Below are 14317 nucleotides of genomic sequence, written 5' to 3'. Positions count from 1 at the left end.
TATTTTTTATAAAGTAACAGTTTTTGTAGCTAAAAAGGGTCTTTAAGATGGCGGAGAAAGAGGGATTCGAACCCCCGGACCTGTTACAGTCAACGGTTTTCAAGACCGCCGCTTTCGACCACTCAGCCATTTCTCCGAATTGATGTGATCTATTATACAAAATTTTTTAAGCTTTGCAATACTATTTGTTAAAAATAGACTAACCCGACAAAAATGTTATGAAACTTTAGGTTATTACTCAATATTTGCAACCAAGTTTAAAATAGAAACGCAAATTAACTGATATTGGATTATTATACGCCTGTATAGTAATCATATCTGTCTACTTTAGGTTCAGTTTGTAAAAATTGACTTTTTTTAACGCTTTGATAATGTTCGTCAGCTTTTTTTGAAAAATTATCCTTGAACTTTATTAGTGTTTGATATAATTCTTTGGATAGTGCTATATTTTCTAAACTTAGATAATAAGGAGATTTAGGTACTATATTAATACCTGAATAATACTTTTTTTTAGAATCCGGTATTCCAGCATATTCTATAGCATCCATTAGTTTAGAGCATAAAACATCAATAGTTTTTAACGTTATTCGCCCTTTTTGGGAGTTTATTGCTTCATTATACATATACAATAAAAAAGGTAGTTTTGAGGCATAAGCATTTATTATTTTATTTAACTCTTTTTTAAAGTTTTGTCTATAGGCCATTCTCCCCTCATATTCATTAGAATAAAAAGTAGAAAATTTTTGTACATTTTCATCATGTCTCGTATTTAATGCATTGCACATATTAATTTTGTTGTCGTATCCAACAACAGAAAAATGGAATGGGAACGATAACTTTATCATTTCTTCATATAGAAATTTAGGTGTACCAACTTTATTGGCACCACACGCTATTAGACATATTTTCAGGTAAGAGATATTTTCATAACACCCGTTTGTTAAAAATGCTAGTATATCAACAATTTCTTTTATGGTTACATAACCTGAATTTAACTTATCATTTCCTGTTCCTAAGGAGTTTATAGATTGTCCATGCCCAGAGATAAGTATTTTAACAAATTTATTAAAATGTGTTCTTAGCTCAGCTTTTACACTGGTCAGATATTTTGCAGTAAATTCCTTGGAGTTTAAAGGGTTAAAGCTTAAATTTATAATCGGGATACTGTTAGATTTATTTAGTTTATGGTAGCTTGGTATATTAAGAGGTTTTGCAATCCCACTTGAAGTATCAATATGAGATATATAAGGATTAGTTCCATATAGACCATTGTATTTATATTCAAATAAATCGACACTTCCTTCATCATCGTCAAGACCGATTCCTTTATACATTACATTCCAATCATCAAAATAACCAAAATTTAATCCAAATATAAAATCATATAACTTACTCATTTTAAATCACCTGCCGATATATATATACTCTATACTATGTTAATTTATGATAATTAAAATCTATCAAAAATCCATACCAAGTATCAAATAAAAATAGTTTACTATATAATTATTTATTATAAGGGGCCTAGTTTTAAGGTTGTTGTACACGTATTTCTTTTTTTAAAGCTAGTTATAGGCAGATATTAAATTTATTAAACTTTAGAAATAACTTAAAATAGTGATTTTATGACTATATTATAATAGACATTAGCTTTTCTAAAAGTTATTATTTGCTTTGTGTAAGCTCTTTTCTTTTAAATTAAGAAGGTTATAAAAATGTCGAATAATAGATATCAGATTACCAAAAAGGTCACCCTTATTGGTATGTTTATAAATGCATTACTAGCAATTGTTAAAGTCTTGGTTGGCGTGGTGGGTCGTTCTCCAGCGTTATTTGCAGATGGTATACATTCTTTTTCTGACCTACTAAGTGACGCGATGGTTTTATTTGCAGCAAAATATGCAAATAAAGAAGAAGATCACAACCACCCATATGGTCACGAAAGAATAGAAACCTTAGCAACTTTGATTTTGTCAGGATTACTAATTGCAATTGGTTTTATGATAGTCTATCACTCAGTAGTTAGCTTAATGACTGGCGAATATAATCAACCTAACAGTTACACAGCTTTTGCTGCTATCTTTTCAATTGTGGGTAATGAGTTTATTTATCAATACACTATGGCAGCAGCAAATAAGATTAATTCCGATCTGCTTAGAGCTAATGCATGGCATAGTCGTTCAGATATGTGGTCATCAGTAGTGGTATTGGTTGGGCTACTTGGAGCATTTGCAGGTTTTGTATGGATGGATGCTTTAGCAGCTTTTGTAGTTTGTTATATGATTGTTAAAATGGGTATAAAATGGGGTTATTCAGCCGTTGCAGAACTTATAGATGAAGGTGTAGACGAGCAAACTTATAAAGCGATTAAAGAAATAATAGCTAGTATAGAAGATGTTAGAGATTTTCATTATCTTAGAACTAGAAAAATGGCTGGAAAAATAGTTTTAGATGTACATATTTTAGTTGATAAATATTGTACAGCATCTGAAGGTCACTATATAGCTGAAGTTGTCAAAAGTAATATTTATCATAAAGTAGGTGGCATTAAAGATATCACCGTTCATGTTGACGTTTTAGACCATGAAATTGGAGTAGTTAAGTTAGAAAATTTCGAGCCTTCACGTGCTCAAATATATAGTCTAATTTTAAACTTTTTTGCTACTAATGGGCTTAGCAAAAGCTTGATTTTAGATAAGCAAATATCTATCTACTATTTTGACGAGGAGATAATAGTAGACTTATATGTTAAATGGTCAAATGATCTTAGAAAATATATTGATCAGTTAAAGAATTTAGCTTATGAAAATTATAAGATAAGAGTAAACTTATACTGTCAGTTGTAAAATGTATCTACTGTAATAAAATGTTAAGAATTTAAGGTATTGTCAAAAATATGAAAATTAGAAAAGTAGTTTTTCCCGTTGCTGGTTGGGGTACTAGGTTTTTACCAGCAACAAAGTCTTGTCCTAAAGAAATGCTAACAGTAGTTGATAAACCACTAATCCAGTATGCTGTAGAAGAGGCAATAGAAGCTGGTTGTAAAGAGTTAATATTTGTGACAAGTTCAAATAAAAAATCATTAGAAGATCATTTTGATAGAAACTTTGAACTTGAATATTCTTTGGAAAAAAAGAAAAAGTATGAGCTACTCGAAGCTGTAAAAAATATTATTCCTAGAGATGTTAGTTTTTTCTTTGTGCGCCAACCAGAAGCTTTAGGTTTGGGTCATGCGATATTGTGTGCGAAACCTTTAGTTGGGATAGAGGATTTTGCTGTAATTTTGCCTGATGACCTTATTTATAACCATAATTGTGGTACGGGCGCGCTTAAACAGATGATAAAAACTGTTGAGGGTACTGACCTTAGAGGTTGTATAGCCACTCAACAAATTTCAAGAGATAAAACACAATCTTATGGCATAATAGCTAAAAATGATGAGAATATCATAGAAGCAATTGTTGAAAAGCCAACACCTGATAAGGCTCCGTCAACAAATGCTGTAGTTGGTAGATATCTCTTGCCGAATAAGATTTTTAGATGTTTAGAAATAACTTCTGAAGGTGCTGGTGGAGAGATTCAGCTTACAGATGCTATAGCGAAACTAATTGATCAAGAAGAGAAATTATTAGCCTACGAATTTAAAGGAACTCGCTATGATTGCGGAAGTAAACTAGGTTTTTTAATAGCAAATTATGAGATTGCTTTGAAACATCCAGAGCTAGGAGAAAAGTTTAAAAACTACCTATCTAATAGATAAAAAGTAACGATGTTTAATTTATGTGTGATAATATAAGTTTTAAATATTAACTCGTAGGTTGTTATTTATGTCATACTCTAAATTCCAGGTTTCACAGAAATTCATTGAAAATTCTCATGTTAACTCAGTAGTTTACGAGCAACAATATAAAGAATCTTTAAGTAACCCAGAGGAGTTTTGGTCTAAACAAGCCAATCGTATTTATTGGCATAAGCCATTTGACAAAGCATATAGTAGTAGCTTTGACCCAGTAGATATAAAATGGTTTGAATCAGGTAAATTGAATGTTTGCTATAACTGCGTGGATAGACATTTAAAAGATAAAGCTGATAAGATCGCTTATATATGGCAAGCTGACAACCCAGATAAATCTAAGAAAATTACATATAAAGAGCTGTATCACAGTGTATGTGAAATGGCAAACGTTCTTGAGGCAAATGGTGTTAAAAAAGGTGATATTGTTACAATTTATATGCCTTTAATACCCGAGTCTATATATACTATGTTGGCTTGTGCTCGTATAGGAGCTATCCATTCGGTTGTATTTGGCGGCTTTTCATCAGAAGCATTAAAGCAGCGTATAATCAATGCAAAAAGCAGTTTTGTTATAACGGCGGATGAAGGGGTCAGATCTGGTAAAAGAATAGCCATGAAAGCAAGTGTTGACAAGGCTATCTCTGGATTGGATTTTGTAAAAAATGTTTTAGTAGTACGTAATACTAATACGGCAAATATTACCTGGAATGATAAAATAGATTTATGTTATAGGGATGAGTGTAAAAAGGTATCAAAAGAGCACGAGATACAAGCTTTTGATTCAGAAACACCACTATTTATGCTTTATACTTCAGGATCAACAGGTGCCCCTAAAGGTTTAGTACACACCTCTGGCGGTTACTTAGTTTATGCAAGTTTTACCCATAAAATAGTGTTTGACCATAAAGAAGATGATGTATATTGGTGTACAGCAGATATCGGTTGGATAACAGGGCATACTTATGTAGTATATGGACCTCTTGCAAACGGCGCTACTTCAGTTATTTTTGAAGGTGTTCCAACTTATCCAGATGCTTCAAGATTATGGCAAGAAGTAGACCAACATAAGGTTAACATACTATATACAGCTCCAACCCTAATTAGATCTTTAATTAAAGTGGGTGATGACTATTTGAAAGAAACTTCTAGAGAATCATTGAGAGTTCTTGGCTCAGTTGGAGAACCAATTAATCCAGAAGCATGGGAATGGTTTGTTGAAAAAGCAGGCAATAATCAAGCTCCTTTGGTTGATACTTGGTGGCAGACAGAAACAGGTGGTATTATGATTACTCCTCTACCAGGTACACATAAATTAAAAGCAGGTTCAGCAACAAAACCTTTTTTTGGGGTTGAGATAGCTCTTCTTGACACTGATGGTAAAGAAATACTAGGCGAAGGTAAAGGAGCTTTATGTATTAAAAGAGCAACACCTGGTATGGCAAGAACTATTTATAATGACCATGATAGATATATAAATTCATATTTTAGTAGTTTTAAAGGGTATTATTTTTCAGGTGATGCTGCTAGGCGCGATAAAGATGGTTACATTTGGATTGAGGGGCGTATGGATGATGTTATCAACGTCTCTGGTCATAGAATGGCAACGGCAGAAATTGAAGCGGCTTTAAATACGCATAAAGACGTTGCGGAAAGCGCGGTTGTAGGTATGCCCCATGAAATCAAAGGTGAGGCTATATATGTTTACTGTATTTTAAAAGATGGTATAGCAGACGATGAGCAAACTCTAACTGATATAAGAAAATCTTTAGTAATGTATGTAAGACAAGAAATAGGTCCAATAGCTACTCCTGAAGTTATACAATTTACTCCAGAATTACCAAAAACTAGATCAGGTAAGATTATGCGTAGAATCTTAAGAAAAATAGCAGCTGGGGATTATGATAACTTTGGTGATACATCTACCTTAGTAAACCCGAATATAGTAGAATATTTAATCAATAGTAAATAAACTGCTATACGTTATTATGGATACCTCCACTAAAAGTTACGTTAAAATATTGCTGGCTGTTACATTTTGGGCTAGCTTATATCATATAGCACCATTACCTTTAAAGTATGTAGATATATATATGGTGGGATTTATTCGTTATGTATTTGCCTCATTATTATTTTTACTTGTTCATTATTATTATACTAAAACACTGTTACCAAAATTAAATATAAAACAGTGGCTTTATATAATTGCTATAGGCTTCTTTGGTGTATTTTTATACAACATCGCATTCTTATGGGCTGAAAAATTAATATCAGGAAATATCATAGCTATTATATACGCATTTTCTCCTTGTTTCATAACAGTTTTATGTAGTTACATTTTTAAAATGAAGGTAAATTTGCAAGCTAAGCTAGGCATTTTAGTAGCACTCTTGGGAACTGTAGGTGTTGTATCATTTTCAGGTTATGGAACAGATGCAGAATGTGCGATTGGTCTATCAATTAATTTAGGTGAAGTACTAAGTATTTTAGCAGTTTTATGCTTTAGTGCTTATGCTATCTTAGGTAAAAGTTGTGTTAGACAAGGTATAAATATGATAACCATAAATACCTACGGTGCTATTGTTGGTATGGTTATGTTTGCTATTGTTAGTTTATTTAAGTCTGATTTTAGTAGGCTTGCAGATACGGATTTTCCTTTTTGGACAAGTATGATATATATATCAATTTTTGCTACAGTAATATCTTACGTGTGGTATTTACAATCGTTAGAAGAAATAGGTGTTTATAAGACAGCCGTATTTCAAAATGTTATGCCGTTTTTAGTTATAATTATAGGATTTATATTTTATGGTGAAACACTATCACCATTATCTTTACTCTTTGGTGCGGTAATATTTTTAGGTGTGTATATGACAAATGTTGCGATAAATAAAAAAGGTGGTTGTTAACTCCTATATATTTACACTATAATTTAGTTTATACCAAGAGGAGTATTTTGATGTTCTGTAGAGTAACTTTGTAAAGTTGCTACTAAAACTTAAATCTAGTAAGGTTTATTATCTCAATAAAAATATAGTTTAAAATTTTGATATGTTAAAATTGTCACAAATCATTTAGAGTTTAAAGTATTTATTTCAATTACTCATTATGGAAAAACAAATAAAAGCAGTTTCATTGATATCAGGTGGTCTTGACTCTATGTTAGCTACAAAGTTAATACAAGAGCAGGGTATCCACGTTGAAGGGATTAATTTTTTCACAGGGTTTTGTGTTGAAGGACATACTCACGCTATCCGTAAGCGTGATAAAGAAAAACAAAAAAGAAATAACGCTTTATGGGTCGCTGAACAGTTGGGAATAAAGCTACATATTATTGATGTGATAGAAGAATATAAAGATGTCCTTTTAAACCCCAAATATGGCTATGGTGCTAATATGAATCCATGTCTAGATTGTAAGATATTTATGGTAAGAAAAGCCAAACAGTGGGCTATTGAAAATGGTTTTGATTTTATAATAACTGGAGAAGTTATTGGTCAAAGACCAATGTCACAAAGAAAAAATACTATGCCAATAGTGCAAAAACAATCTGGTATCGATGATCTTCTACTGCGGCCACTTAGTGCTAAAAATCTTCCAGAAACTAAACCTGAAAGAGAAGGTTGGGTTAATAGATCTAAATTGCTTGGTATTACAGGAAGAGGTAGAAAAGATCAAATACGTTTAGCAAAAGAATATGCTATAGATGATTATGCCTCTCCCGCAGGAGGATGTTGTTTTCTTACAGATAAACAATACTCTGATAAGCTCGTGGATTTATGGCAAGCTAGAGATACACGAGAATATGAGTTTGATGATATTATGCTTCTAAAAGTAGGTAGGCATATTCGTTTTAAGCCAGAATTTAAGCTTATAGTTGGCCGAGAAGAGGGTGAAAATAACTATTTAAATGGTTATAAAAATCAGTTTATAAGTGTTTATTGTTCATCCCACACAGGTCCTTTGACCCTTATAGATGGTAAATTTGATAAAATTGATGAGAAGGTTACAGCAGAGATTTTAGGAAGGTTTACGCAAGGTAAAACTGAAGATTCTGTAACGATGGTGTTTAACTACCTAGATGGTACTAGTAAAGAGATTAAAGTTAAGCCTATGCAAGCTGAAAATATTAAAAAAGAATGGTATATATAAGAATGAAAGAATTAAATCTAGAAAGACTACTTTGTCCAATGCCAGTGATTAAAACTCAGAATATGCTTAAAACTATGAATCCAGGAGAGCTATTAAAAGTTACTTGTAGTGATCCTGGCACAATGCGTGATATACCAGCTTGGTGTAAGGTTAATGATTATAAGCTTATAGCAGCTAAAGAAGTAAGTGCTAAATTTGAATTTATAATAGAGGTGAAATAAATGGATCAATCTGTTTTGGACATATTAGTTTGTCCGGTTTGTAAGTCTAACTTGCACTATGATAAACAAAAGCAAATCTTAGTGTGTAAAGCAGATAAGCTAGCATACCCTATACGTGATAACATACCGGTTATGCTTGTTGAAGAAGCTACTAAGCTAAACATTGAAGAGATAAAAAAATATGGCTAAAATTCATATTATTATTCCAGCTAGGTTAAACTCTACACGTCTACCAAATAAAATGCTTGCTGATATAGCAGGTAAACCAATGATTCAAAGAGTATTTGAGCAAGTCTCTAAATCTAAATTTGAAAGCATAGTTATAGCTACAGATTCGCATAAAATAAAAGATATAGCACAAAACTTTGGTGCACATGTGATTTTGACTAAGCCTGAACATGCATCTGGCACAGACCGGATAGCTGAAGCAGTCTTACAACTTGCTTATAACGATGAGGATATAGTTATTAATGTACAAGGTGATGAACCATTAATACCTGTCGAAAATATAGAGCAAGTAGCAGAGTTGTTAGTAAATAGATCTGAAGCTGTGGTGTCAACTTTGTGTGAAAAAATAACTTCTTCAGAAGATATATATAATGCAAATAATGTAAAAGTGGTGTTTGACAAAGATAACTATGCTCTCTATTTTAGTAGAGCATCTATCCCTTTTGAAAGAGGTTTTTCAGAAAATAAACAAGTTCAACAAGCTGAGTATTTTAGGCATATTGGAATGTATGCTTATAGGGTAGAGTTTTTAAAAAAATACTCAAGTTTAAGTAAAGCACCTATTGAAAACTATGAGTCTTTAGAGCAACTACGAGTTTTATATAATGGTTATAAAATAGCAGTTGCCAAAGCTATAAAAAGTACCCCAGCAGGAGTTGATACATTAGAAGATCTGGAAAAAATTAGGGAGTATTTTAATGTTTAAACTAGATGAACGTTTAGAAAAAGACACTTTTGAAGTTTACCAAACTTTAGATTGTAAAATATTAGTAATGAATAATGTTATATTACCATGGTTTATCATTGTGCCATTTACAGATAAAACAGAATGGTATGAGTTAGATGATTCTGTTCAGTACAATATAAACACTCTTATAAATAAGCTATCCGTATTTTTAAAAGATGAATATAAGGTTGATAAGTTAAATGTAGCTACTTTAGGGAATGTTGTAAAACAAATGCATATTCATGTGATAGGAAGATTCACTACAGATCCAGCTTGGCCTAACCCGGTATGGGGCAATATTCAAGCACAACCTTACTCCAAAGAGCAAAAGGTTAGTTTAAAAGAGAGGTTAAAAAAATATTTTTCCTAAAATGCTAGATGTTAAGTAGTAAAATTTATAAAAGTTGTAAATTTTAAGTAAATAATGTATCCTGTTGGGTGTAATTTGCAATAGTAAATAATAAAAATAAGGAACTTAATTATGAAAGCTTCAGCAAGACATTTGCTAGTACAGTCAGAATCTGAATGTGAACAAATAAAAAAAGATATTAATGAAGGTAAAATAACTTTTGAAGAAGCTGCAAAAAAACATTCTCTGTGTCCATCTGGAGCTAGAGGTGGTGATCTAGGTACTTTTTCCCAAGGTCAAATGGTTCCTGAATTTGATAAAGTAGTCTTTAATGACGAGTTAAACACTGTTCATGGACCAGTGAAAACGCAATTTGGCTACCATCTACTAGAAATTACATCACGTGGATAATTTTAAATTTTCATAATTTTCAAATTATTATTTCTCAAAATATTTAATTTACGGTTACAAAATGAATTCAGAAACAAAAAAAGATTTTAGCTCTTTAGGCTTAGATCAAAATATTGTAGATACTGTTATGAATCTAGGGTATGAGAACCCAACGCCAATTCAACAGTATGCTATTCCATATATATTATCGGGTAGAGATGTGCTAGGACAAGCACAAACAGGTACAGGTAAAACAGCAGCTTTTGCGTTACCATTAATAAATAATTTAGATCTGAATGATAAAAGCAGATCTCCTCAAATTTTAGTATTAGCGCCAACTCGCGAATTAGCTATACAAGTAGCAGAACAGTTTGAAGCTTTTGCAAAAAGTGTTCCGAGCTTGTCTGTTGCTTGTATTTATGGTGGACAAGAATATGGCTCACAAATAAGAGCACTTAAAAATGGTGTCCAAGTAGTAGTCGGTACTACTGGTAGAGTTATGGATCACATCGAGAAAGGAACACTAAAGCTAGATAATCTAAGAGCGTTAGTATTAGATGAAGCAGATGAAATGCTTAGAATGGGTTTTATTGACGATGTTAGATGGGTTTTAAGCCATGTATCTGATGAGTGCCAACGACTACTTTTTTCAGCAACTATACCAAATGATATTGCTGACATTATAAAAGAATATCTAAGAAATCCATGCAAAATACAGGTTAAAGCAACAACTAAAACAGCTAACACTATTACACAAAAATTTATAGTAGTTAAAGGTTTTAAAAAGATAGATGCTTTAGATAGACTCCTAGAAATAGAAGAAACTGATGGCGTGCTAATTTTTGTTAAAACTAAGACAAGCACAATAGAAGTTGCTGATAATTTAAAAGCTCTTGGCTATAAAGTAGCTGCTATAAATGGTGATATGCAACAGTCTCAAAGAGAATATATTGTTGATCAATTTAGAAATTCTAGATCTGATGTTTTAGTAGCAACTGATGTTGTAGCTAGAGGTATAGATCTTGAGCGTATTAGTCATGTGATTAACTATGATATGCCTAATGATGAAGACACTTATGTCCACAGAATAGGCCGTACTGGTAGAGCAGGGCGTGAAGGCGTTTCTATCTCTTTAATAACGCTAAAAGAAATGCGATTCTTACGTTCGCTTGAGCGATTCACTAATTCAAAACTACAAGAAATGTTTATGCCAGGCGCTAAAGAGCTTGCTGATAGTAGAATCAATAATTTTAAAAATAGAATAATATCTGCTTTGGAGAAAAACAAATCTTTAGATAAATATAAAGAAATAATACTTGATATACGTGATCAGCTAGAATTAGACTCAGAAGATTTATTAGCAGTACTTACGCTTTTAGCACAAGATAAGAAAGGCTTTTTCCCAAGGGAGATCCAGGCTAAAGAAGAAAAGAGAGCTCCTGCTAAAAGAGATGATAGATCATCCAAATCTAGTGATAGGTTTAATGATAGAGACAGAAATAATAACTCTAGGTTTGATAAAAAGCGACCAAAGCGAGTGGATCTAGATCTAACTACCTATAGAATAGATGTGGGTCGTGAAAATGATGTACAACCAAGAAATATAGTTGGTGCTATAGCAAATGAGGGTGGCATAGATAGTAAACATATTTGTAATATATCTATAGAAAAAGACTATACTCTAGTTGATTTACCAGCTAATTTGAGTGCAAAAGTTATAAATCATCTTAAAAAAGTTTGGGTAGCAGGTAAAAAATTAAATCTTACTGAGCATAGGTAGATTAGAACCTCTTCATTAAACTGTATTTAGGCTCTTAGGGAGTAGTGAATATCTCTGAGGAGCCAAAATTAGAGCCTACTTTCTGGCGTTTTTGCATAATATTTTCTCTTTTCTTTACTTTTTTTTATAGTATTAAGTTTTTGAATTTTTTTAATAAAAAATTCAAGGTTATCAGTGGGATTTCTAAATTCGATAACAACTTCGGGAATATTATTTTGCACCATTCTAATAGGCAAATAGGTTTCATTTCTTGCACCTGTAAGTCCTGCGATATCATAAGCTTCAATTAACTTGCTTATACTTTTAGATTTTTCTATATATTGTTTAAAATCAGATTTATAGTTTTCATCATTTTTTTTAAAAGCTAAATTATTGTGTTTGCTTATATCATCAATATGTTTTTTAAAGTTAGCATGGAAGTTCTTTTCGAGGGATTCATTAACTATAAAAATGTCGTTATTTACAGTGCTCGTTCTCAACTCAATAGCTGGTTTTAAATTGGCATTTACTTTGCATATTATCTCTTCTTCCATATGGTTCCTTATAGTCACCTCTCTTACTTGCTCAATATTTAGTAACGTTCTATTTATTATAGATGCTATATATTTATCAAATGGAAAAAACAGTTTGGAGCATTTATTAATATGAGAGGAAGATTTATCTATATTATATGTTTTACAAATTATTTCCATCAAAAACTTTGATATGTTATCCCTGTGTAAGCTAATCGTTTCATATATATCTGTACATAATTTTGTCCTATAGTTGGCAGGAATATATAAGCATATGCATGCGATTATGCCTTCTAGGCCTGTTTTAATCCAGAATTTATCAAAAGAATTACTTTTAATACTCGTTAATCTATGATGTGATTTCTTATATATCGCCTGTAAATTTGAATCTCTTTCAATATGATGGAGATAATTGTATAAAAGTTTTTCTATGTAACTAGTTATTTCTATTATTTTCAGTGTTAGTAGTGCAGAGCAAATTTCAGTATTAATATTTACCCCTTTTAAATATTTATCTAATGTGGACCTTAAACTAGTGTATATGACATATAATTTTTGTAATATTAGCTTATCATCTATATAGAACCAGTTTTTTGTACTTGGAGTTTTGTCGTGTGTATTTTTTTTATAAATACTCCTGAAAAAAGAAAAATTATTATCTTCTTTCAGAAGGTTATTAATTAAATAATCAAAAGTAATACCTATATTAAGGTGTGAACCGCGAATTTTATTGTTTATTTGTCCTTGATACTTGTGCTCGATCTCATAATTAGTTTTTATTAAATTTAGTAGTCCTGTTTCATTATGTTCACTTCCTATCTTTTCAATATTAATATTATACTTTTCATTAATTTTTTTAGAAAATATATTTAGGTTTCCAGAAGCGTTGGCTATATCTAATATTTCTTTAGTGTAAAATTCGAGAAATGTAAATGCTGCTATGATTTTTTGTGTAAAATCATATTTATTAGAAGTATAAAGACATAAAATAGGTGAAACTAGTTCTAATTCTTTCTGTGCATCTGTTTCAATTTTCCACTCATTTATAAAACTAGTTGAATCTTTCATGATTTCATTGTGTCCAGTGGCACAGAGATCCCGGGCTTCTTTATTCATTGAAAGAAACTGCTGTTTATTAAAACCTGCAAATTCATATTCAAAACCAAATGTTATAAGATTTTGATTTTTAAATAATGTATTAATTTCTGATTTTAAGCTTTTATTATAATATAAAAGCGTCTGCAAATTAAAAGGGTTATTTTTAAAAGTTTTATGGTTTGAGTATAATTGCAGAGAGTTTGTGTTGAAATTATTAACTCTTATAGTATTTAGTATTTCATCAGAATATTGAATAAACTTATTTAATAAAATGTTTCCCTTATGTCTAGGAGTTATTGATTTAGTTTTTAGATTATGAATTATTGGTTCAATATAATTTTTTTTTGGTGTATGTACTATAGATTTATCTCTTATGATAAATTCTCTAGGAGTTCTATTAACTGATTTTGTTTCTATTCTATTGATAGTACTATAATTATTAATAGTATCTTTAACATCAAAGTTGTGTGCATGGTTCCTTTTATGTTTGTTTTTTGGTAATTCTAATATTGGTTTTGTTTTTATTATTAAGCTGTTATCTAAGATGCCTTTATTAATTATGGGATTCAATTTAGTTTGCTTCCGTGAACTAATAAAAGAATTTGTAAGGTAATCTTTTTTGATAAAGTTGCGTTTAATATTAATAATTTTTTTCTTAATATGACAAGAACAAGGATCATTCCCACAAATGATGCATTTCATATATTATTAGTATTCCTTCTTCATGGATCATATAAACAAGTTTTATATAACAATATTATCATATTTAAATAAAATAAAAAGATTTTAAATAATTTTATAACTAAATAAATTTTAATTGATATGAATTTTAAACAAACAAAAATTTTGATAATACACTGCAAATTTAAAAGCAAAACGAGCTCTTCAACAAATTAGAAAAGGTTTAAAGCTTAAAATCTAACACTCTACTTAATTTATAATTTTAAAAAATACACCACAAATAATTGTCAAATGAATAAAAAAATCTCAACTCAACCAGTTTAATAATCGGTAAATAAAAATAAAACTATTTATTAATAATAAATAATATAAAATATTAGTAAAAT

At 30.8% G+C, this 14317-nt stretch carries 13 protein-coding genes and 1 tRNA gene; 11 read left to right on the top strand and 3 right to left on the bottom strand.

The window, feature by feature from the left end:
- Nucleotides 1-48: 48 nt before the first annotated feature.
- Nucleotides 49-136: transfer RNA gene (locus tag E3E15_RS04650), tRNA-Ser, on the bottom strand.
- Between the two features lie 157 nt (nucleotides 137-293).
- Entirely contained in the window at nucleotides 294-1397 is a 1104-nt protein-coding gene (locus E3E15_RS04645) for a hypothetical protein (protein ID WP_172106767.1), read from the bottom strand.
- Nucleotides 1398-1715: 318 nt separating this feature from the next.
- On the opposite strand from E3E15_RS04645, the gene E3E15_RS04640 reads away from it, so the two are divergent.
- From E3E15_RS04640 to E3E15_RS04590, 11 genes are all read left to right on the top strand, one after another.
- Complete coding sequence (locus E3E15_RS04640) at nucleotides 1716-2846, top strand: cation diffusion facilitator family transporter (RefSeq protein WP_172106766.1); 1131 nt, start codon at nucleotides 1716-1718, stop codon at nucleotides 2844-2846.
- Between the two features lie 50 nt (nucleotides 2847-2896).
- Entirely contained in the window at nucleotides 2897-3760 is an 864-nt protein-coding gene (gene galU, locus E3E15_RS04635; RefSeq protein ID WP_172106765.1) for a UTP--glucose-1-phosphate uridylyltransferase GalU, read from the top strand.
- A 67-nt stretch (nucleotides 3761-3827) separates the two neighbouring features.
- On the top strand, nucleotides 3828-5765 hold the full coding sequence (gene acs / locus E3E15_RS04630; protein ID WP_172106764.1) for an acetate--CoA ligase: 1938 nt from the start codon (nucleotides 3828-3830) through the stop codon (nucleotides 5763-5765).
- A gap of 16 nt (nucleotides 5766-5781) precedes the next feature.
- Entirely contained in the window at nucleotides 5782-6702 is a 921-nt protein-coding gene (locus tag E3E15_RS04625; protein WP_035719398.1) for a DMT family transporter, read from the top strand.
- Nucleotides 6703-6901: 199 nt separating this feature from the next.
- Nucleotides 6902-7945, top strand: a complete 1044-nt coding sequence (locus E3E15_RS04620; RefSeq protein WP_209451672.1) for a tRNA (5-methylaminomethyl-2-thiouridylate)-methyltransferase — start codon at nucleotides 6902-6904, stop codon at nucleotides 7943-7945.
- 2 nt (nucleotides 7946-7947) lie between these two features.
- On the top strand, nucleotides 7948-8166 hold the full coding sequence (locus tag E3E15_RS04615) for a sulfurtransferase TusA family protein (RefSeq protein WP_245313648.1): 219 nt from the start codon (nucleotides 7948-7950) through the stop codon (nucleotides 8164-8166).
- Nucleotides 8167-8355, top strand: coding sequence for a Trm112 family protein (locus tag E3E15_RS04610; protein WP_035719393.1), 189 nt, complete (start codon nucleotides 8167-8169; stop codon nucleotides 8353-8355).
- Nucleotides 8348-9100, top strand: coding sequence for a 3-deoxy-manno-octulosonate cytidylyltransferase (gene kdsB, locus E3E15_RS04605; RefSeq protein ID WP_172106763.1), 753 nt, complete (start codon nucleotides 8348-8350; stop codon nucleotides 9098-9100). The genes E3E15_RS04610 and kdsB overlap by 8 nt, the downstream gene beginning before the upstream one ends.
- Complete coding sequence (locus E3E15_RS04600; protein WP_172106762.1) at nucleotides 9093-9491, top strand: HIT domain-containing protein; 399 nt, start codon at nucleotides 9093-9095, stop codon at nucleotides 9489-9491. Before kdsB ends, E3E15_RS04600 begins: the two co-directional genes overlap by 8 nt.
- A 111-nt stretch (nucleotides 9492-9602) precedes the next feature.
- On the top strand, nucleotides 9603-9881 hold the full coding sequence (locus tag E3E15_RS04595; protein WP_039124542.1) for a peptidylprolyl isomerase: 279 nt from the start codon (nucleotides 9603-9605) through the stop codon (nucleotides 9879-9881).
- A gap of 61 nt (nucleotides 9882-9942) precedes the next feature.
- Nucleotides 9943-11640 carry a DEAD/DEAH box helicase gene (locus tag E3E15_RS04590; RefSeq protein WP_172106761.1) on the top strand — a complete coding sequence of 566 codons (1698 nt, stop codon included), beginning with the start codon at nucleotides 9943-9945 and terminating at the stop codon, nucleotides 11638-11640.
- Nucleotides 11641-11708: 68 nt separating this feature from the next.
- Here the strand turns inward: E3E15_RS04590 and E3E15_RS04585 are convergent, their stop codons facing one another.
- Nucleotides 11709-13952: a hypothetical protein gene (locus E3E15_RS04585; RefSeq protein WP_172106760.1), complete on the bottom strand. Its 2244-nt coding sequence runs from the start codon at nucleotides 13950-13952 to the stop codon at nucleotides 11709-11711.
- Nucleotides 13953-14317: the final 365 nt, after the last annotated feature.

The organism is Allofrancisella frigidaquae (assembly GCF_012222825.1).
Lineage (GTDB): Bacteria > Pseudomonadota > Gammaproteobacteria > Francisellales > Francisellaceae > Francisella > Francisella frigidaquae.
The sequence above is the reverse complement of the archived record's forward strand: the minus strand, read 5'-3'. Positions and strand labels throughout refer to the sequence as shown.

What these genes read in the sequence shown, in the direction of transcription:
- E3E15_RS04645 (WP_172106767.1), bottom strand. Translation starts at nt 1,397, where the DNA reads ATGAGTAAGTTATATGATTTTATATTTGGATTAAATTTTGGTTATTTT.
- E3E15_RS04620 (WP_209451672.1), top strand. Translation starts at nt 6,902, where the DNA reads ATGGAAAAACAAATAAAAGCAGTTTCATTGATATCAGGTGGTCTTGAC.
- acs (WP_172106764.1), top strand. Translation starts at nt 3,828, where the DNA reads ATGTCATACTCTAAATTCCAGGTTTCACAGAAATTCATTGAAAATTCT.
- E3E15_RS04610 (WP_035719393.1), top strand. Translation starts at nt 8,167, where the DNA reads ATGGATCAATCTGTTTTGGACATATTAGTTTGTCCGGTTTGTAAGTCT.
- E3E15_RS04600 (WP_172106762.1), top strand. Translation starts at nt 9,093, where the DNA reads ATGTTTAAACTAGATGAACGTTTAGAAAAAGACACTTTTGAAGTTTAC.
- E3E15_RS04615 (WP_245313648.1), top strand. Translation starts at nt 7,948, where the DNA reads ATGAAAGAATTAAATCTAGAAAGACTACTTTGTCCAATGCCAGTGATT.
- E3E15_RS04595 (WP_039124542.1), top strand. Translation starts at nt 9,603, where the DNA reads ATGAAAGCTTCAGCAAGACATTTGCTAGTACAGTCAGAATCTGAATGT.
- kdsB (WP_172106763.1), top strand. Translation starts at nt 8,348, where the DNA reads ATGGCTAAAATTCATATTATTATTCCAGCTAGGTTAAACTCTACACGT.
- E3E15_RS04640 (WP_172106766.1), top strand. Translation starts at nt 1,716, where the DNA reads ATGTCGAATAATAGATATCAGATTACCAAAAAGGTCACCCTTATTGGT.
- E3E15_RS04590 (WP_172106761.1), top strand. Translation starts at nt 9,943, where the DNA reads ATGAATTCAGAAACAAAAAAAGATTTTAGCTCTTTAGGCTTAGATCAA.
- galU (WP_172106765.1), top strand. Translation starts at nt 2,897, where the DNA reads ATGAAAATTAGAAAAGTAGTTTTTCCCGTTGCTGGTTGGGGTACTAGG.
- E3E15_RS04585 (WP_172106760.1), bottom strand. Translation starts at nt 13,952, where the DNA reads ATGAAATGCATCATTTGTGGGAATGATCCTTGTTCTTGTCATATTAAG.
- E3E15_RS04625 (WP_035719398.1), top strand. Translation starts at nt 5,782, where the DNA reads ATGGATACCTCCACTAAAAGTTACGTTAAAATATTGCTGGCTGTTACA.